Raw genomic sequence first — 18268 nt, 5'->3', positions numbered from 1 at the left:
GCCGACCTTCAGTGATCGCCGGGCCGGAGTACGGCGGCCAGCCGGCGCCACTGCTCGCGCGGCAGCCCGGACCCGCCCCCGCCCGGGACCAGCACCTGGACGGCGACGTGGTCGGCGCCCGCGTCGAGGTGGGCGTCGATCCGCCGCCGCACCCGTTCCTCGTCGCCCCAGCCGAAGAGCGCGTCGACCAGGCGGTCGCTGCCCCCGCCGGCGAGGTCCTCCTCGCCGAAGCCCAGGCGCAGCCAGTTGCCCGTGTAGTTGGGGAGCGTCAGGTAGAACGCCAGCATCTCCCGGGCGGTCTCCCGGGCCCGGGCCGGGTCGGTCTCCAGGACGACGGTGAACTCCGGGGCCAGCAGCGGCCCTTCGCCCAGCGTGGCGCGCGCCTGCGCGGTGTGCTCGACGGTGCCCAGGTACGGGTGGGCGCCCGCCGAGCGGTCGCGGGCGAGCTCCAGCATCCTCGGGCCCAGCGCGGCGAGCACCCGGTTCGCGGCCGGTGCGCCGGCGGCGTCCAGTTCGTCGAGGTAGCGGGTCATCGCCGCGTAGGGGCGCCTGTACTGTGCGGCGAGGCGGGCGTGGCTGACGCCCAGGCCCAGCAGGAACCGCCCGGGGTGGGCGGCCTCCAGCGTGGCCTGGCGGGCGGCGGTGTCCTCGGCGCCGTACTGCCAGATGCTGAGGATGCCGGTCGCCACGGTGATCGAGGAGGTGGCCGCGATCAGGGGGGCCGCGTGCTCGACGCCGCTGCTGCCGCCGAGCCACAGCGCCCCGTACCCCAGTTCCTCCAGTTCGGCCGCGGTCTCGGCGAGTTCGGCCGCGCGGGCCGGGTGGGGGTCGCGCAGGCCGCCGTTCCACAGGCCGTAGCGTCCGATCGCCGGCGTCCGGCTGTCGCTCATGGGTCTTCTCCCGCCACCAAGTCCGTGTGAAGCCGATGGAATGCCGTCCTTCGTACCAAAACGGGGTCCTCGGCCCGGGCATTCCCCGCCCGGCGGCGCGTCCGGGCGCGGGGCCGCCCGCGCGGTGGGGCCGCGGCCGGCGATTCTCAGGGAAATCACAGACAGCGGAAAGGGTCTTCTCAGGGGCGGCTCACAGGATGCGGCCATGACCGCGTCTCCTTCACCCGCCGTCGGTTTCACGCGCCCCGACGGCTCACCCGTCCGGGTACTCGTCGTGGACGACGAGAACGCCCTCGCCGACCTGCTCTCCATGGCCCTGCGCTACGAGGGCTGGGTCGTCCGCACCGAGGGCACCGGCTCCGACGCGCTGCGCACCGCGCGCGAGCAGCGCCCGGACGCCGTGGTCCTCGACGTGATGCTCCCCGACATGGACGGGCTGGAGGTGCTGGCCCGGCTGCGCCGCGAACTGCCCGACGTGCCGGTGCTGTTCCTCACCGCCAAGGACGCCGTCGAGGACCGCATCGCGGGACTCACCGCGGGCGGCGACGACTACGTCACCAAGCCGTTCAGCCTGGAGGAGGTCGTGGCCCGGCTGCGCGGGCTGCTGCGTAGGGCCGGGGCGGCCGCCGTGCGCCAGGACTCGCTGCTGGTCGTGGGCGACCTGGTGCTCAACGAGGACAGCCACGAGGTCAGCCGCGACGGCCAGGGCATCCACCTCACGGCCACCGAGTTCGAACTGCTGCGGTACCTGATGCGCAATCCGCGCCGGGTGCTGAGCAAGGCGCAGATCCTCGACCGCGTCTGGTCCTACGACTTCGGCGGCCAGGCCAACGTCGTCGAGCTGTACATCTCCTACCTGCGCAAGAAGATCGACGCGGGCCGCACACCGATGATCCACACCCGCCGCGGCGCCGGCTACCTGATCAAACCGGGCGAGGCGGCGTAGGCCCGGTGGGTGGGTGGGTTGGTGGGCTGATCGGTCGGCTTTCCCGGCGTCTCGCGCCCTGCGGGCGCACAGCGGCTGGCTGCGGAGGGGAGGGTGGGGGGCCTGCCTTGAGTGCAGTGAGCGGCCCGGTGGGCGGCTGGGGTTCAGGCGCAGGAGCGGGGTCGGTTGTTCGTCCGGCTCGGGTCTCGTTGCCGTCCGCGGGTATAGATGGCCGGTGACCACGCCCACTGTTCGTGGGTGGCGCGCCCGCCGTGACCGGCGTCTGCGGGTGCTTCCCCGATCCGACATCGGGCTCTGTTCCGACGGCTATACCGATGAAAGCGGGCCCGATCTCGGCCGATCCGCAGATCGGGCCCTCTTCCGACGGCTATACCGCTGAAAGAGAGCCCGATCCCCATCAGCCCGAAGATCGGGCTCTGTTCCGACGTCCATACCGTCGAAAGCGAGCCCGATCCCCCGCCGACCGCCCGACAGAACCTCGAAGCACCCGCAGTCGCGGGTTACGGCGGGCGCGCCCAGCACCGGGAGTAGGCGTGGCAACCGGCCATCCATACCCGCGGACGGCAACGAGACCTCCGCCACCGGAACGGCATCCCGCTCAGGCGCCTGAACCCCAGCCACGCACCGACCCGCACACTGCAGAGCGGGCGGGCCCCCCACCCTCCCATCCGCAGCCAGCGCTGTGCGCCCGCAGGGCGCGAGACGGTGCGACAGGCGAAGGACCCACCGGCACCACGGCGCCCGCACGCCCCCCTACGGTTACGGCGCCAGCCGTGCCGGGAAGCCGCCCGTGGCGATCGGGCCCCAGCGCTCGGGGGTCACGCGCACCAGGGACTTGCCCTGCCGGACCATGGCGGCGCGGTACTCGTCCCAGTTCGGGTGCTCGCCCGCGATGTTGCGGTAGTACTCCACGAGCGGCTCGACCGAGTCGGGGGTGTCGATGACCTCGGCGGTGCCGTCGACCTGCACCCAGGGGCCGTCCCAGTCGTCCGACAGGACGATCACCGAGACCCGCGTGTCCCGGCGGGCGTTGCGGGCCTTGGCCCGCTCGGGGTAGGTGGAGACGACCAGGCGCCCCGCGTCGTCGACCCCGCAGGTGACGGGGGAGCCCTGGGGGCGGCCGTCGGCGCGGGTGGTCAGCAGCAGGGCGCGGTGGCGCGGTCGTACGAACTCCAGCAACTGGTCGAGCTCGACGTCGGTGTTGGTCGCGATGTTGGCAGCCATGGACGGCAGCCTATGCGGCCCGCGGTCACCCGGCGGGGAGGGCCGTCCCCTGGACCGCCTGCATGTCGAGGGTGATCCTCAGCGTCGTCCCCATCGTGGCGATGCCGGCCCGGACGACCTGGTTCCAGTTCATCGCGAAGTCCTCGCGGCGCAGTTCGGCCGTCGCGCGGAAGGCGGCGCGCACGCCGCCCCAGGGGTCCGGTCCGGTGCCCAGGTAGGCGAGGTCCAGGCCGACGGGACGGGTGATCCCGCGCATCGTCAGCTCGCCGTGGACGGTCCACCGGTCGCCGGCGGCCGGCTCCAGCGAGGTGCTGCGGTAGGTGACGGTCGGGTGCTCGGCGACGTGGAGGAAGTCGGCGGAGCGCAGGTGCTCGTCACGGGTGCCGTTGCCCGTGTCGATCGACGCGGCGTCGATCACCGCCTCGACGGACGACGCGAGCGGCTGCTCCGCGACGTCGATCCGGCCGGCGAACGCCGTGAAGCGGCCGTGCACGCTGGACAGGCCCAGGTGCTGGGCGACCGCGCCCACCTCGGAGTGCGCCGGGTCGATCGTCCACGGCCCGGGCGGCGGCAGTTCGAGGCCGCCCGCACGGGCCAGCAGCAGGTTCCCCAGGTCGGCCGAGCCGGAGGCGGTCACCAGTGCCGTCGCGGCGGCCGGGCGGTAGCCCACGGCGGTCACGATCACGGTGTACGCCCCGGGGGCCAGCGCCGCGGTGCGCACGGCGCCCTCGGCGTCCGCGGCCTCCCGCGCGATCTGCTGCCCGGTCATGTCGGTGACGGTGACGACCGCGTGCGGTACCGCCCAACCGTCCTTCGTCCGGATCCGCCCGCGCAGTCCGGCTCCTGCCGTCGTGTCCATGTCCCTCGCTCGCCTTCGGTGTGTTCCCCCGGCCGGGTCCGGTCCTGACGGCCACGGCCGTCCCCTGCCCGGCCGTCAGGACCGGACCCGCTTTCCCCCGTCCGCCGGTCCGTGCGTCTCCGCGGCGCACGGACCGGCCGTGGTTCACCCCTCGGGGTGGTTGAGCTGGACGTCGAAGCCGTCCTCGTGGCCGGCCGCGGCGCCGTTGCCGACGGTGACCTGGGTGGCGACCGGCGGGTAGCCGCTCGCGACCAGCGAGTACTCGCCGGCGTCCAGGTCGCCGAAGGCGTACGCCCCGTCGGTGCCGGTGGTGGCGGTCGCCACCACGTTCCCGGCCGCGTCGATCAGCGTGACGCGGGCCTCCGGGAGCGGCGTCCGCGCGCTGCCGCCGAGCACGGAGCCCTGCAGGCGCGCTCCGGGGCGGAGCGGGACCTCGACGTGGGTGGGCCCGTTGCCCGCCACCTCGACCGGCAGCGCGGCCGGCCGGTAGCCGGCGGCGTTGACGGCCAGGGTGAAGTCGCCGGCGGGCAGGTCCTCGAAGTCGAAGGCGCCGTCGGCTCCCGTGCCGCCGCTGGCCAGCACCTCGCCGCGGACGTCGGTCACCACGACCATGGCGCCCGCGACGGGGATGCCGGTCGTCTCGGCGACGACCGTGCCGGTGAGCCCGCTGGTGCCGGCCAGGACCACGTCGTACGGGAGGGGCTCCTCGCCGGCCACCACGGTCGACGCCTGCGGCTGGTGGCCGTCGGCGGCGGCGATGAGCACGTACGAGCCGGCGCCGGGCGCCGTCAGTTCGTAGCCGCCGTCCGCGCGGGTCGAGGCGCGGCCGAGCTGCCGGCCGGTGAGCGAGATCAGGGTGAGGGTCGCCCGCTCGACGCCCGTGCCGTCGGAGTTGCGCACCTGGCCGTGGATCGTGGTGCCCTCGGCCGGCGGGGGTGTCCCGGGCGCGGTCACGGCGGCCACCTCGGCGGCCGTCGCGGCGACGGCCTGGACGGCGGAGGCCTGGGCCGGTACGACCGGGGTCTGCTCGGCGTCGCCGGTGACACCGGCGGCCTGCTGCAGACCGCTCGCGGTCTTCAGCGGCACCTCCTTGATGAAGAGCACCAGCAGCAGTGCGAGGAACGCCACCGGTGCCGCGACCAGGAAGACGTCCCCGGCGCCGTGCCCGTACGCGCCCTCCACGACGTGGCGGATCGGTGCGGGCAGCGTGGCCAGGTCCGGGATGGCGCCGTCGGACTGGCCGGTGGACTTCACGCCCAGCGCGGTCAGGCCGTCCTTGACGTAGTGGGTCACGCGGTTGCCGAGCACCGCGCCCAGCGCGGAGACGCCGATCGCGCCGCCGAGCGTGCGGAAGAAGGTGACGACGGAACTGGCGGCACCGAGGTCGGCCGCGCCCACCTGGTTCTGCACGGCGAGGACCAGGTTCTGCATCATCATGCCGACGCCGAGGCCCAGCAGCGCCATGAAGAGCGCCAGGTGCCAGTACGTGGTGTCGGCGCGCAGCGAGCCCAGCAGGGCGAGGCCGCCGGTGAGCAGCACGCCGCCGGAGACCAGGAACGCCTTCCAGCGCCCGGTGCGGGTGATGATGAGCCCGGAGGCGGTGGAGGAGACGAACAGACCGGCGATCAGCGGGATGGTCATGACGCCGGACATGGTCGGCGACTCGCCGCGGGCCAGCTGGAAGTACTGGCTGAGGAAGACCGTGGCGCCGAACATCGCGGTACCGACGAAGAGCGAGGCGACCGAGGTCAGGCTGATGGTCTTGTTGCGGAACAGCCGCAGCGGCATGATCGGCTCGCTCGCCCGGGACTCGACCAGGACGAAGACCAGGACCAGCAGCAGCGCGCCCGCGACCATCGCGTAGGTCTGCCAGGAGATCCAGTCGTACTTGTCGCCGGCGAAGGTGACCCAGACCAGCAGCAGGCTGACGGCGGCGGTGACGAAGAAGGCACCCGCCCAGTCGACCTTGACCCGGCGCTTGACGACCGGCAGGTGCAGGGTCTTCTGCAGCACGATCAGCGCGAGGACCGCGAAGGGCACGCCGACGTAGAAGCACCAGCGCCAGCCGAGCCAGTCGGTGTCGACGATGACGCCGCCGAGCAGCGGGCCGCCGACGGTGCCGAGGGCGAAGGCCGCGCCGAGGTAGCCGCTGTAGCGGCCGCGCTCGCGCGGGGAGATCATCGCGGCCATGATGACCTGGGTCAGCGCGGTCAGGCCGCCGGCGCCGATGCCCTGGACGACGCGGCAGGCGATGAGCATCCCGGCGTTCTGCGACAGGCCCGCGACCAGCGAGCCCACCACGTAGATCACCAGCGCCAGCTGGACCAGCAGCTTCTTGCTGAACAGGTCCGAGAGCTTGCCCCACAGCGGGGTCGTGGCGGTGGTGGAGAGCAGTGCGGCGGTGACGACCCAGGTGTAGGCGCTCTGCCCGCCGTGCAGATCGGAGATGATCTTCGGCAGGGCGTTGGAGACGATCGTGGACGACAGGATCGCCACGAACAAGCCGAGTATCAGGCCGGTCAGGGCCTCCATGATCTGCCGGTGCGACATGGGGGCCGCGTGTCCTGCGTGGGCGTCGGTCCCCCGCACACCGGCCGGTGATGCGGTTGTTGCCATCGTCATCCTCTTCACGTCGTGGAATGCGTACGGGGGCGGCAGTCGGCCGCGAAGTCCCTGCGCAGCCGGTCCAGCAGCCGGGAGAACTCGCTGACGTCCTCGTCCGGCCAGTCCCGCATGTGGTGGGCCAGCGCCTCGGCGACCCGGTCCTGGGCGGCGCGCAGCATGTCCGCGCCGCCGGGGGTCAGGCGCAGCAACCGTGACCGCTTGTCGTGGGGGTCGGGCAGCCGGTCGATCCAGCCGCGCTCGGCGAGGTGGGCCACGTGTCTGCTGGTGACGGACATGTCGACCTCCAGCAGCTCGGCCAGCCGGCTCATCCGCGTCTCGCCGTGGCGGCTGATCACCGAGAGCACGCCGAGTGACGACGGCGGGCACTCCGGGGGACAGGCCCGGCTGAGTTCGCGGGCGACCACCGGGATCGCGCGCAGTTGGCTCGCGAGTTCCGCGAACTGCTCCTGCGTCGCCATGGCGCCTCGCCTCCGACTCTTGTTGGTTGCCTCAAGCAACCTTAGGAAACGTTGGTTGCTGCAGGCAAATTCTTTCGGGTAAAAACCTCCAAAAGGAACGGCCCGCCTCCGGTCAAGGAGACGGGCCGTGGGACGGGAGTCGCAGGTCAGGCGGATGCGTCCGTGAGCCGCTGCAGCTCCGCCGGGGTCAGCTCCAGGGGCACGGAGGCGAGCAGCGCGGTCAGCTGCTGCGGCGTACGGGCGCTGGCGATCGGCGCCACGACGGTCGGCCGGGAGCGCAGCCAGGCCAGCGCGACGCTCGCCGGCTCCGCGCCGTGCGCCGCCGCGACCTCGTCCAGCGCCGCAAGTACCCGCGGTCCGCGCTCGGAGTCCAGATAGGCGCCCGCACCTGCCGCCCGGGCGCTGTCCACCGTGACGCCGGGCCGGTACTTGCCGGTGAGGAAGCCCCGCGCCAGACCGAAGTAGGGCACGGAGGCGAGGCCGTGCGCCTCGACGACCTCGCGCAGCGGGACCGCGCCGCCCTCGTACTGCTCCCGCTCCACCAGGTTGTAGTGCTGCTGCAGTGCCACGTACTTCGTCAGGCCCTCGCGCTCGGCGAACTCCAGCGAGGCCGCCAGCCGCTCGGGACTGATGTTGGAGGCCGCGACGTGGCGGACCTTGCCCTCGCGGACCAGCGCGTCCAGGGCGGTGACGATCTCCTCGACCGGGGTCTCAGGGTCGTCGTAGTGCGTGTAGTAGAGGTCGATCCGGTCGGTGCCCAGCCGGCGCAGCGACTCCTCCGCGGCGGCCTTGACCGTGCCGGCCTTCAGGCCCTTGAAGTCGGGGTGGGAGCCGACCTTGGTCGCGACGACGACGTCGTCGCGGCGGCCGCGCTTGGCGAGCCAGGAGCCGATCACGGTCTCGGACTCCCCTCCGGTGTGGCCGGGGACCCACGCCGAGTAGACGTCCGCGGTGTCGACGAAGTTTCCGCCCGCCTCCGCGTAGGCGTCCAGGACCTCGAACGAGGTCGCCTCGTCCGCGGTCCAGCCGAAGACGTTGCCGCCGAGGCAGAGAGGGAAGACGTCCAGATCGGAGTTGCCGATGAGTGCCATGTGGTCTTGGACGCGGCGGGGACGAGCGGTATTCCCCGGCTGTTCCCCTCGTCAACGGCGGACCGGGGGTGACCCTCGCCGTGGGACTTCGCTAGGGTCCTGCCCCATGACTACCCCTGACAACAACAACTACGACCCGGCCGGCAACACCCAGATGTTCCGCGCCTTCGTCGACGAGGAGCCCGCCCAGGTCCAGGCCTCGGGCGGCAACAAGACCGGGCTGATCGTCGGCGTCATCGCGGCCGTCGTCGTGATCGCCGCCGTGGTGTGGTTCGCGGTCGCCTGACCGGCGCGCCCCACCACCCCCACCGGCACAGGACGCCGGCGGTCGCCGGCCGTCCGGCGGCCGTCGCGCGCCCGTGTCCGGCGCCTCCGTCCCGCTCAGCGGAACAGCGACGCCAGTTCGACGCGTGAGCGCACCCCGAGCCGGCTGAAGATGTTCCGCAGGTGGTACTCGACCGTCCGCGTGCTGAGCAGCAGCAGGTCGGCGATCTCGCGGTTCGTGGCGCCCTGCGCCACCAGCTCGGAGATCCTCGTCTGCTGCGCCGTCAGCTCCCGGCGGCCACCGGGCTCCCGGTCCACCGGGCCCACCCGGTCCCCGGCGGCGCGCAGTTCGGCCGCGGCCCGTTCCGCCCAGGGACGGGCGTCGAACTGCCGGAACACCGCCACCGCCTCCCGCAGCAGGCCGCGGGCCTCGCCGGGCCGGCGGGTGCGCCGCAGCCGGGAGGCGTAGAACAGTTCCGTCTTGGCCAGTTCCAGGACGGTGCCGTCGTCCTGGTGCAGCCGCACCGCCTCCCGGAAGTGGTCCACGGCGCTCGCGTCGTCCTCCGCCAGCAGCCCGTGGCAGCGGTGCGCCAGCGCCAGCCGTACGCTGCTGCGGCTCGCCGCCGCCCACTTCTCGTACGCGCGCAGCGCCCCCGCCGCCTTCGCCCGCTGACCGCAGCGCACCGCCGCCTCGACGAAGTGGGGCGCGGCCATCCCCCGGACCGCCAGGTTCACCTGGCCCGCGCCGCCGCGCATCCGGGCGAAGCGGGAGAGCGCGTCGGCGGGCCGGTCCGCGGCGAGGTCCGCGCAGGCGGACACCCAGCAGTTGAACGCCCCGGGACGGCCCAGTCCCCGTACGGCGACGGCGCGTTCGGCGGCCGCCATCCGCAGCCCGGCGGTGGCGCTGTCGCCCTGCAGCGCCGCGAGCAGCGCCAGCACCGCGAGGTGGTCGACGGCGAGGTTGCGCTGTCCGGTCGCCGCCGCGAGCCGCAGTCCCTCCTCGGCGGCGGCCCCGGCCGCGGGGTACCGGTCGAGCGCCAGCGCGCACAGCGCCTCGTAGACCAGCGCCGCCGGTACCAGCGCCCCCGCCCCCTGCCGCCGCGCCCGGTGCACGGCCGAGGTCGCCAGGGCGTGCGCCCTCGGTGCGTCCCCCAGGGTGTACGCGGCCTGGGCGGCCCAGATCGCGGACTCGGGGTCCGTCAGCGTCTCGGCGAGCCGGACCACCCGGCGCAGCGCCCACTGCGCGCGGTCGTGCCGGCCCCGGAAGGTCGCCGCGAGGCCCGCGAAGTGGTCGAAGACCAGGCGCTGTTCCGGCGGGTCGTCGCTGCGGCGCAGCGCGTCGGCGCGGTCGGCGAGGGCGAAGAAGGCGGCGAAGTCGCCCGCCACGCAGCCCGCTTCGCCGGCCAGTATCAGAGCCCGTACGGCCGGTGCGCGCAGGCCGGCGGGGAAACGTGCCGCCGCGGCGGCCAGATCGCGGCAGGCCACGGCGGGCACCCCGTCGCGCAGTTCGATCTCGCCCCGGACCAGTGCGCCCGGCGCCCCGCCGGGTGCCGGGCCGCCCTGTGCCCCGGCCCGGCGCAGCAGGCCGCGCGCCCGCCGGGTGTCCCCGGCGGCCTGTGCGTCGGCGGCGGCCGCGACCAGCCAGCGGACCCGGGTGTGCGGGTGGGCGGCCGCCTCGGCGCCCCGCTCCCACGCGGCGGCGGCCGCGGCGTGGCCGGCGGAGCGGCGGGTGGCGCCGGCGGCGTCCTCCAGTTCCCGTTCCGTCCCCGGCGCCGGGTCCGCCGAGCGGCCGAGCCGGTGGAGCGCCCGGAACAGCAGGGCGGCCGGGGGGTCCAGCACCGAGGCGAGCGTCCCGTGCGCGGCCAGCCGGTCGGCGGGGGAGAGCAGTCCGGCCAGCGAGGCGCGCAGCAGCCGCCCCGGCACGGTCGCCGTCCCGTCGCGCACGTCGACCAGCCCGCAGGCAAGGGCCTCCTCGACGCCGCCGCCCGGCCCGCCGCGGCGGGCCGCGGACTCCAGCACCGGTACGGCCAGCGGCCCGCCGCAGAGCAGCAGCGCCACCACGGCCCGGGCGCCGGGGGTGAGCGCCCGGAAGCGTTCCCGGTGCCGTTCGCGCAGCCTGCTCCCCTCGGGCAGCGCGGGCGGTTCCGGCAGCCGCTCCTCCAGGGCCGCCGCGGCGAGTTCGAGCAGGGCCAGCGGGTTGCCCGCGGCCAGGTCGAGCACCGCGACCGCGTCCGCGCCGTGCGTCGGCATCCCGGGGAAGCGCTCGGCGAGCGTGCGGCGCGCGGCGTCCGGCGGCAGCGGCCCCAGGCGCAGCACGTCCAGGCCCTCCAGCACGGAGGTGGCGGGGCAGCCGTCGTCGGCGGCGAACAGCACGGCGGCCGGGAGGCCGTCGAGGCGGCGCGCCGCCATGCCGAGCGCGCGCAGCGTCGCGGGGTCCAGCCGGTGCGCGTCGTCCACGCACCACAACAGCGGGGCCGGGCGGGCGAGTTCGGCGACGAGGCCGGACAGCGCGGCGCCCAGGGCGAGTTCGCCCCCGGCGGGCCGCCGTCCGGCGAGGACCTCGGCCAGGGCCGCGCCGTGCGGTCCGGGCAGGGCCCGTACGCGCGGGGCGAGCGGCAGGAGGGTGCGGTGCAGTCCCGCGAGCGGGACCCGCGCCTCGGCCCGTACGCCGTCGGTGCGCAGCACGGTCGCGCCGGCCGCCGCCGCGTCGTGCGCCGCGGCCGCGAGCAGCGAGGTGCGTCCGGTGCCCGGTGCGCCGAGCAGCAGCAGCGCCCGTCCCCCGCCCTGCCGGGCCCGGGCCGACAGGGCGTCCAGGAGGGCGCGTTCGCGGTCCCGGCCGTGCAGCGCCGGCGGCCACGCGGCGGGTTCGCTCCGTCCGGCCTCCATGACGCCAGTGTCTGCTGGCGCCCATCGGGAGGGAAGGGCCGTGCGTCATGTTCCGTTCATGACAGGAACGACACTGGTGATTCCACCGGTCCGTCACCCGCGTACCGCTCGCAGACTCCTGTCGACCCCCACGACAAGGAGTTCAGATGCGACGAATATGGGCGATCCTGCTCACCGTGGCGGCCGCGGTCGGCCTCGGCACCTTCGTGGCGCCGGGCACCGCGAACGCCGCCACCCACACCCCGGTGGTCTTCGTGCACGGCTACACCGGCAGCGCGAGCAACTGGGACTACGCGGAGTCGGTCTTCGTGGCCGGCGGCTACAGCCGCAGCGAGCTCTTCGCGTACGAGTACAACTGGGCCCAGTCGAACAAGACCAGCGCCGCGGGACTGGCGAGCTACGTGCGCCAGGTGCTGGCCCGCACCGGCGCGACCAAGGTCGACGTCGTCAACCACTCGATGGGCGGCCTGGTCACCCAGTGGTACCTCACGCAGCTCGGCGGCACCTCGTCCGTCCGCCGGGTCGCCTCGGTCGCGGGCGCGAACCACGGCACCACCTACGCCTCGGCCTGCGTGATCTACGCGTCCTGCGTCGAGATGCTCCCGGGCTCGTCCTTCGTCCGCACTATCAGCAGCGGTGACGAGACGCCGGGCAGCACGGTCTACGCGACCTGGTACTCGCCGTGCGACGGGATCATCATCCCCTACACCAGCACCCCGCTGAGCGGCGCGAACAACCACCTGGTGGCGTGCACGACCCACATCGGGTTCCTCAGCGACACCGGCACCCTCGGCCAGATCCGCTCCTACCTGGCCGGCTGAGCGCACCGCCACGCCTTCCCGGGGAGGCGGGGACCGGTCCGGGGACGGGCCGGTCCCCGCCTCCGCGTGCGCGGGACGGGCCGGGTCAGGAGTCCGCGACGGACACGTCCCAGGTCTCGACGTGCATGCCCGGCGGCACCCGCCAGGCCTCGACGCAGACCTCCCAGCCCTCCTTCACGCTGCCGCCGCCGGGCACCGGCACCGGCGCGGCACGGCTGCTGCGCACCGTGGCCCAGTCGACGCCCAGCAGGCCGATGACGTGCGTGCCGAAGGTGACGGTGCCCGCCGTCGCGGCACGGCCGCCGGTGTTGGTGAGGGTGACGGTGACCTTCTCGCACCAGCGGTCGGCGGCCGCCGCGCGCTCGACCGCGCTCACCACCAGGCGGGCCGGCGCGCCGGGCGCGGACGTCCCGGGCGTCGGATCTGCGGGAGCGGAACCGCCGGGAGCCGGGCGCCCCGTGGGGTCCCCGGAGGAGGTCGCGGTGGCGGGCGGTGCGGTGCCGTCCTGCCGTGGCGGGCCGCTCGTGGCGCCGGGCCCCGCCGGGGTGTCCGCCGGGGGCGGGGAGCCGGTGCCGCCCCCGCCCGGGGCACCCGGTGCGGCGGGCGAGGTGCGGCCGGGACCGGAGGGCGCGGCCGTACGGCCGTCCAGCGGCACGAGGTCCACGTCACCCGAGGGCGCGGCGTTGACCGCGGGGCCGCCGGGCGGGCCGGGTGCACCGGCCGCCACGTACCCCGCGCCGTTGCTCTCGCAGTCCGGGCCCAGCGCGGCGAAGGCACCCAGGCAGACGACGGCCGCCGAGGCTGCGGCGAGCGCGCCCCGGCGGCCCCGTGGTATGTGCACCATCACGCCAGTGTACTGACGAACCGTCAGAGAGTAACCGGCCGGTCCCGCCGGCCGCCCCGCCCCGCCCCTACTGCTCGGCGGTCAGGCCCTCGCGCAGCTGCGCCAGGGTCCGGGTCAGCAGCCGGGAGACGTGCATCTGGGAGATGCCGACCTCCTCGCCGATCTGCGACTGCGTCATGTTGGCGAAGAAGCGGAGCATGATGATCCGCCGCTCCCGCGCGGGCAGCTGGGCGAGCAGCGGCTTGAGCGACTCGCGGTACTCCACGCCCTCCAGCGCGGTGTCCTCGTAGCCCAGCCGGTCGGCCAGCGAGCCCTCGCCGCCGTCGTCCTCCGGGGGCGGGGAGTCCAGCGAGCTGGCGGTGTACGCGTTGCCGACCGCCAGGCCGTCGACCACGTCCTCCTCGGAGACGCCGAGCGCCGCCGCGAGTTCGGAGACGGTGGGCGAGCGGTCCAGCCGCTGGGCGAGCTCGTCGCTGGTCTTGGTCAGCGCCAGCCGCAGTTCCTGCAGGCGTCGCGGCACCCGCACCGACCACGAGGTGTCGCGGAAGAAGCGCTTCACCTCGCCGACGATCGTGGGCATCGCGAAGGTGGGGAACTCCACGCCGCGGTTGCAGTCGAAGCGGTCGATCGCCTTGATCAGCCCGATCGTGCCGACCTGGACGATGTCCTCCATCGGCTCGTTGCGGCTGCGGAAGCGGGCCGCCGCGTAGCGCACGAGCGGCAGGTTCAGCTCGATGAGCGTGTCCCGCACGTACGCCCGCTCCGGGCTGTCGTCCGGCAGCTCGGCGAGCCGCAGGAACAGCGAGCGGGACAGCGTGCGGGTGTCGACGCTGGTGTCGATGGCCTCGATCGTGCTGTCGACGGCGGTGGTGTCGGCGACGGCGGTGCCGGCGGTGTCGATGGCCTTGCCGTCAGGAGCATCGTGCGGCGCGTCGGTGTTCAGCACCTTCGGACTGCCCACTTCTACGGACATGCCACCCCCTTGAGGTCGCGGACGGGTGTCGCGGGCGACGGTTCGTTCCTCCACTGGAATACCGGAGGCCGGACCGCGACAAACGCGGTTCCCGCAGAATGTCACATGTCGGCAACGCGCTGTAGCGCCATGTCGACTTATTTCTCAGGGGGTGGGTAGTCCTCAAGGGTTACGATTCGAGCTGGTTTGCGGATCGGAGCCGGGCGAAGCTACGCGACAGCAGCCGGGACACGTGCATCTGCGAAACCCCGAGTTCGGCACTGATCTGGGATTGCGTCAGATTGCCGAAGTAGCGCAGCAGCAGGATCCGCCGTTCCCGTTCGGGCAGCTGTACGAGGAGGTGCCGCACCAGGTCCCGGTGCTCCACGCCGGTCAGGGCCGGGTCCTCGTAGCCGAGCCGGTCCAGCAGCCCGGGGGCCCCGTCGCCGCCCTCCTGGGCCGCCTCCAGGGACGTGGCGTGGTACGCCCGGCCGGCCTCCAGGCAGGCCAGCACCTCGTCCTCGGAGAGCTTCAGCCGCTCGGCGATCTCCGCGGTGGTGGGGGTGCGTCCGTGGGCCACCGTCAGGTCCTCGATGGCGCCGCTGACCTGGACCCACAGCTCGTGCAGCCGGCGCGGGACGTGGACGGTGCGCACGTTGTCCCTGAAGTAACGTTTGATCTCCCCCACGACCGTCGGCATCGCGAAGGTCGGGAACTGCACCCCGCGTTCCGGGTCGAACCGGTCGATGGCGTTGATCAGCCCGATCGTGCCGACCTGGACGACGTCCTCCATCGGCTCGTTGCGGCTGCGGAAGCGGGCCGCCGCGTAGCGCACCAGCGGCAGGTTCACCTCGATGAGCGCGGCCCTGACCCGGCCGTGCTCCGGAGTGCCCGGTTCCAGCCCCGACAACTGCTCGAACAGCACCTGCGTCAGCGCCCGCGCCTCCACCGCGTTGCTGTTGGTGCTCCTCTCGCGCGTGCCGCCGCCGGTCGTCGTGCCGGTCCCGCTGCTGCCGCCGGTCGTCGTGCCGGTCCCGCTGCTGCCGCCGGTGGTCGTGCCGGTCCCGCTGCTGCCGCCGGTGGTCGTGCCGGTCCCGCTGCCGTCTCCGGAGGTCGTGCCGGTCCCGCTGCCGTCTCCGGAGGTCGATGGTGACGCGGGTCGGGCCGACACGGACATGCCACTCCTCATCGGTCCACTCATCCGGCAAAAGCGGTCATAGCATCACAATTCATGTGGACTGTGTGCAAGTGAGGCGCGGCCCTCAATGAAAAAGCCCTCCGCCCGGCGGGCGGAGGGCTGAGCCTCTGGAGCGGGGCCCGAGGGGCCGCCGCGGGGTGTCACTCGAACACGTAGTCGGCGACCACCCAGGTGGCGAACTCGCGCCACAGCGCCACCCCGGCCTGGTGCGCGGGGTGCTCCAGGTACGTCTTGAGCGCGTCGGCGTCCGCCACGGAGGAGTTGATGGCGAAGTCGTGGGCGATCGGGCGGTCCGAGATGTTCCAGCCCAGTTCCCAGGAGGCCAGCTCGGCGATCTGCCCGCCGAGCCGCTCGAAGGCGTCGACACCCGCCACGACCCGCGGGTCGTCGCGCTCGACGCCGGCGTTGAGCTTGAAAAGGACCAGGTGGCGTATCACGGTGCTGTGCTCCTCGCCGGCTCCCGGCCGGTCAGTTGACCAGCGCGGTCATGAACTCCCCGACGCCCTTTGCGGCGTCCGATATGCCCTGGAAGCCTATCTGCACGAGATCGGCTGCGCGGGCCGGCGACGTCACGATCGTATACAGCACGAAAGCCACGATGACGTACATGGTGATTTTCTTCGCCTGCGCCATGGCTGGAGTGTATCCACCGGATGGCCGTATCAGACCGGGTGACGGAGGGCCTCCTCGCGGGTGATCCACGGCCCGCCCCGCTCGCCGTGTGACCTTCGGCACAGCGCGTCCGGAAGGCCGGAAAACGCCGAATCGCCCGGTCCGTGGGGACCGGGCGATTCGGTTTCGTCACTCGCAGCGGTAGCGGTGGGATTTGAACCCACGGAGGAGTTGCCCCCTCACACGCTTTCGAGGCGTGCTCCTTAGGCCGCTCGGACACGCTACCGAGAGAGAGCTTAGCGGACGTCCGGGGGTGCTCCGAAATCCTTTGAGCGGAAGAAAGCGGTGAGCAGCTCACCGCACTCCCCGGCCAGCACGCCCTGGATCACTTCCGGACGGTGGTTGAGCCGGCGGTCGCGGACGAGGTCCCACAGGGAGCCCGCCGCACCGGCCTTCTCGTCGAGCGCGCCGTAGACGACGCGCTCCAGGCGCGAGGCGACGACCGCCCCCGCGCACATCGTGCAGGGCTCCAGGGTCACCACCAGCGTGCAGCCGGTCAGCCGCCACTCCCCGAGCGCCTTCGCGGCCTCGCGGACGGCGAGCACCTCCGCGTGGGCGGTCGGGTCGCCGACCGCCTCGCGTTCGTTGCGGCCGCGGCCGATGACCGTGCCCTGCGGGGACAGCACGACCGCGCCCACCGGTACGTCACCGGTGCGCGGGGCGAGGCGGGCCTCCGCCAGGGCGAGGCGCATCGCGGGGACCCAGGGGTCGCGCAGCGGGTCGGGATCGTTCAGCGGACCGCCTCCAGGACGTCGGCGCAGCCCAGCGAGTCGGCGATCTCCCCGAGCGCCTCCCCGGTCAGCGCGCCGTCGCCGCTAAGGGCCAGCAGCTCCTTGTCGCTCATCCCGAAGTCCGCGAGGAGCTCGGCGTCCCCGAGCGGGCCCATCGGGACGTGCTCCTCCGTCGGGCCGGGCACCACGTCGTCGTCGAGCTCGTCGGCGTCACCTTCCTCGGTGCCGTCGAGGTCGACGATGTCGTCCAGGTCCTCCGGGTCCCGTCCCAGCAGTTCGTCGGTGAGCAGGATCTCCCCGTACGAGCTGCGCGCCGCGGTGGCGGCGTCGGACACGTAGATCCGCGGGTCCTCCTCACCGTCGACGCGGACGACGCCGAACCAGGCGTCCTCCTGTTCGATGAAGACCAGGACCGTATCCTCCCCGGCTGAAGCAGCCCGGGCCAAGTCGGTCAGGTCGGCGAGGGTTTCCACATCGTCGAGATCGGTCTCGCGCGCTTCCCAACCGTCCTCGGTGCGCGCGAGCAGTGCGGCGAAGTACACCGTGACTCTCCCACAGGTCTCAGGCCGTCCGGACTTACGGGCGGGGGCCGAATGTTCCGGCGCAGGTCCCCGCCCACACTCGGCATCGTGGCAGAAACCTCGGCTTTGCGAAGGGTCTTCCGCGCGTGCCGCGTGCCAGGCCTTGCGGCTTTTTTCCGCGCGGCGGGCCGCGCCGACCCCGACGGTGCCCGCCAGGTGGGGGCATTGTGCCGACCTGGGCACTACCAGCGGAACGTCCGCATCCGCATCTGCTGGCGCGCGCGTGCCGCGCGCGCCCGGCGTGGCTGGACGCGGTCACGGAGTTCCTTCGCCTCGTTCAGCTCGCGCAGGAACATGGCACGTCGCCGACGGCGTTCGGCGTCGCGCTCCTGCTGCGTGCGGGCGTCGCCCGCGTCGTCCGCGCCGGCGCCGTCGCTGCCGCGCTCCGCCATGGGGCACCACCCCTAGAGATCCACGTGCCCGGCCGGGACAGTCCAGGCGTAAGTGCACGCATTCCCCCTACCGGGTGGTTCAAAGCCTGAGCGGCCGTACGGACCGGGCAGGCCGGGGCGCGGCCGAACGTTAGAGTCGTGGACATGCGGATCCACGTCGTCGACCACCCCCTGGTGGCGCACAAACTGACCACCCTGCGCGACGAGCGCACCGACTCGCCGACCTTCCGTCGGCTGGCCGACGAGCTGGTCACCCTGCTCGCCTACGAGGCGACCCGTGACGTGCGCACCGAACAGGTGGACATCAGCACCCCCGTCGCGGACACCACGGGTGTGCGGCTGTCCCACCCGCGTCCGCTGGTCGTGCCGATCCTGCGGGCCGGACTCGGGATGCTGGAGGGCCTGGTGCGCCTCCTGCCGACCGCTGAGGTCGGCTTCCTCGGCATGATCCGCGACGAGGAGACCCTGGAGGCCAAGACCTACGCCACCCGCATGCCGGAGGACCTGTCCGGCCGGCAGGTGTACGTCCTGGACCCGATGCTGGCCACCGGCGGCACGCTGATCGCCGCCATCGACCTGCTGATCGAGCGGGGCGCCGACGACGTGACGGCCGTGGTGCTGCTGGCCTCCCCGGAGGGCGTCGAGGCGATGGAGCGCGCGCTCGCCGGCAAGCCGGTCACCGTGGTCACCGCGGCGGTCGACGACCACCTCAACGAGAGCGGCTACATCGTCCCGGGCCTGGGTGACGCGGGCGACCGCCTCTACGGCACGGCCGGCTGACGCCCGGCGTCCCACGACGCACGGAACCGGCCGCCGGGGCGCCACGCCCCGGCG

General features: G+C 73.6%; 19 protein-coding genes and 1 tRNA gene. 4 read left to right on the top strand and 16 right to left on the bottom strand.

Annotated features, from left to right (window positions below):
- Positions 1-8: 8 nt before the first annotated feature.
- On the bottom strand, positions 9-890 hold the full coding sequence (locus ACFZAU_RS09460) for an LLM class F420-dependent oxidoreductase (RefSeq protein WP_500551688.1): 882 nt from the start codon (positions 888-890) through the stop codon (positions 9-11).
- A gap of 205 nt (positions 891-1095) precedes the next feature.
- On the opposite strand from ACFZAU_RS09460, the gene ACFZAU_RS09455 reads away from it, so the two are divergent.
- The gene (locus ACFZAU_RS09455) at positions 1096-1836 is read left to right on the top strand and encodes a response regulator transcription factor (protein WP_500551687.1); all 741 of its coding nucleotides are present in this window, start codon (positions 1096-1098) and stop codon (positions 1834-1836) included.
- Between the two features lie 759 nt (positions 1837-2595).
- On the opposite strand, the gene ACFZAU_RS09450 is transcribed toward ACFZAU_RS09455, so the two are convergent.
- The 5 genes from ACFZAU_RS09450 to ACFZAU_RS09430 all read right to left on the bottom strand — a co-directional run bounded on the left by ACFZAU_RS09450 (position 2596) and on the right by ACFZAU_RS09430 (position 8093).
- On the bottom strand, positions 2596-3060 hold the full coding sequence (locus ACFZAU_RS09450) for a PPOX class F420-dependent oxidoreductase (RefSeq protein ID WP_499604814.1): 465 nt from the start codon (positions 3058-3060) through the stop codon (positions 2596-2598).
- A 25-nt stretch (positions 3061-3085) separates the two neighbouring features.
- Positions 3086-3919 (bottom strand): YceI family protein, encoded by an 834-nt coding sequence (locus ACFZAU_RS09445; RefSeq protein ID WP_500551686.1) that lies wholly within the window; start codon positions 3917-3919, stop codon positions 3086-3088.
- 144 nt (positions 3920-4063) lie between these two features.
- Positions 4064-6469, bottom strand: a complete 2406-nt coding sequence (locus tag ACFZAU_RS09440) for an MFS transporter (protein ID WP_500551685.1) — start codon at positions 6467-6469, stop codon at positions 4064-4066.
- Positions 6470-6546: 77 nt separating this feature from the next.
- The gene (locus ACFZAU_RS09435; RefSeq protein ID WP_500460695.1) at positions 6547-7002 is read right to left on the bottom strand and encodes a MarR family winged helix-turn-helix transcriptional regulator; all 456 of its coding nucleotides are present in this window, start codon (positions 7000-7002) and stop codon (positions 6547-6549) included.
- A gap of 146 nt (positions 7003-7148) precedes the next feature.
- Complete coding sequence (locus ACFZAU_RS09430; protein WP_500551684.1) at positions 7149-8093, bottom strand: aldo/keto reductase; 945 nt, start codon at positions 8091-8093, stop codon at positions 7149-7151.
- Positions 8094-8199: 106 nt separating this feature from the next.
- On the opposite strand from ACFZAU_RS09430, the gene ACFZAU_RS09425 reads away from it, so the two are divergent.
- Positions 8200-8379: a hypothetical protein gene (locus ACFZAU_RS09425; protein WP_499604821.1), complete on the top strand. Its 180-nt coding sequence runs from the start codon at positions 8200-8202 to the stop codon at positions 8377-8379.
- 95 nt (positions 8380-8474) lie between these two features.
- Here the strand turns inward: ACFZAU_RS09425 and ACFZAU_RS09420 are convergent, their stop codons facing one another.
- Entirely contained in the window at positions 8475-11243 is a 2769-nt protein-coding gene (locus tag ACFZAU_RS09420; RefSeq protein WP_500551683.1) for a helix-turn-helix transcriptional regulator, read from the bottom strand.
- A 146-nt stretch (positions 11244-11389) separates the two neighbouring features.
- Between ACFZAU_RS09420 and ACFZAU_RS09415 the strand changes: the two genes are divergently transcribed.
- Entirely contained in the window at positions 11390-12064 is a 675-nt protein-coding gene (locus tag ACFZAU_RS09415; protein ID WP_500551682.1) for an esterase/lipase family protein, read from the top strand.
- Between the two features lie 85 nt (positions 12065-12149).
- Here ACFZAU_RS09415 and ACFZAU_RS09410 read toward each other — a convergent pair whose 3' ends face one another.
- From ACFZAU_RS09410 to ACFZAU_RS09370, 9 genes are all read right to left on the bottom strand, one after another.
- On the bottom strand, positions 12150-12908 hold the full coding sequence (locus tag ACFZAU_RS09410; RefSeq protein WP_500551681.1) for a hypothetical protein: 759 nt from the start codon (positions 12906-12908) through the stop codon (positions 12150-12152).
- A 67-nt stretch (positions 12909-12975) separates the two neighbouring features.
- Positions 12976-13881 (bottom strand): RNA polymerase sigma factor SigF, encoded by a 906-nt coding sequence (locus tag ACFZAU_RS09405; RefSeq protein WP_026250826.1) that lies wholly within the window; start codon positions 13879-13881, stop codon positions 12976-12978.
- Positions 13882-14050: 169 nt separating this feature from the next.
- The gene (locus ACFZAU_RS09400) at positions 14051-15037 is read right to left on the bottom strand and encodes an RNA polymerase sigma factor SigF (RefSeq protein ID WP_500551680.1); all 987 of its coding nucleotides are present in this window, start codon (positions 15035-15037) and stop codon (positions 14051-14053) included.
- Positions 15038-15198: 161 nt separating this feature from the next.
- Positions 15199-15495, bottom strand: coding sequence for a Dabb family protein (locus tag ACFZAU_RS09395; protein ID WP_500551679.1), 297 nt, complete (start codon positions 15493-15495; stop codon positions 15199-15201).
- Between the two features lie 31 nt (positions 15496-15526).
- The gene (locus ACFZAU_RS09390; RefSeq protein WP_018558266.1) at positions 15527-15691 is read right to left on the bottom strand and encodes a hypothetical protein; all 165 of its coding nucleotides are present in this window, start codon (positions 15689-15691) and stop codon (positions 15527-15529) included.
- 178 nt (positions 15692-15869) lie between these two features.
- Positions 15870-15956 (bottom strand) — tRNA-Ser (locus ACFZAU_RS09385).
- A 10-nt stretch (positions 15957-15966) separates the two neighbouring features.
- Positions 15967-16422: a tRNA adenosine(34) deaminase TadA gene (tadA, locus tag ACFZAU_RS09380; protein WP_500551678.1), complete on the bottom strand. Its 456-nt coding sequence runs from the start codon at positions 16420-16422 to the stop codon at positions 15967-15969.
- A 38-nt stretch (positions 16423-16460) separates the two neighbouring features.
- On the bottom strand, positions 16461-17003 hold the full coding sequence (locus ACFZAU_RS09375; RefSeq protein WP_500551677.1) for a tRNA adenosine deaminase-associated protein: 543 nt from the start codon (positions 17001-17003) through the stop codon (positions 16461-16463).
- Between the two features lie 221 nt (positions 17004-17224).
- Complete coding sequence (locus ACFZAU_RS09370; RefSeq protein WP_500460686.1) at positions 17225-17434, bottom strand: hypothetical protein; 210 nt, start codon at positions 17432-17434, stop codon at positions 17225-17227.
- A 144-nt stretch (positions 17435-17578) separates the two neighbouring features.
- On the opposite strand from ACFZAU_RS09370, the gene upp reads away from it, so the two are divergent.
- Positions 17579-18214 carry a uracil phosphoribosyltransferase gene (gene upp / locus ACFZAU_RS09365; protein ID WP_499604837.1) on the top strand — a complete coding sequence of 212 codons (636 nt, stop codon included), beginning with the start codon at positions 17579-17581 and terminating at the stop codon, positions 18212-18214.
- Positions 18215-18268 lie beyond the last annotated feature (54 nt).

Source organism: Streptomyces sp. NPDC008238, assembly GCF_042956445.1.
GTDB lineage: Bacteria > Actinomycetota > Actinomycetes > Streptomycetales > Streptomycetaceae > Actinacidiphila.
The sequence above is the reverse complement of the archived record's forward strand: the minus strand, read 5'-3'. Positions and strand labels throughout refer to the sequence as shown.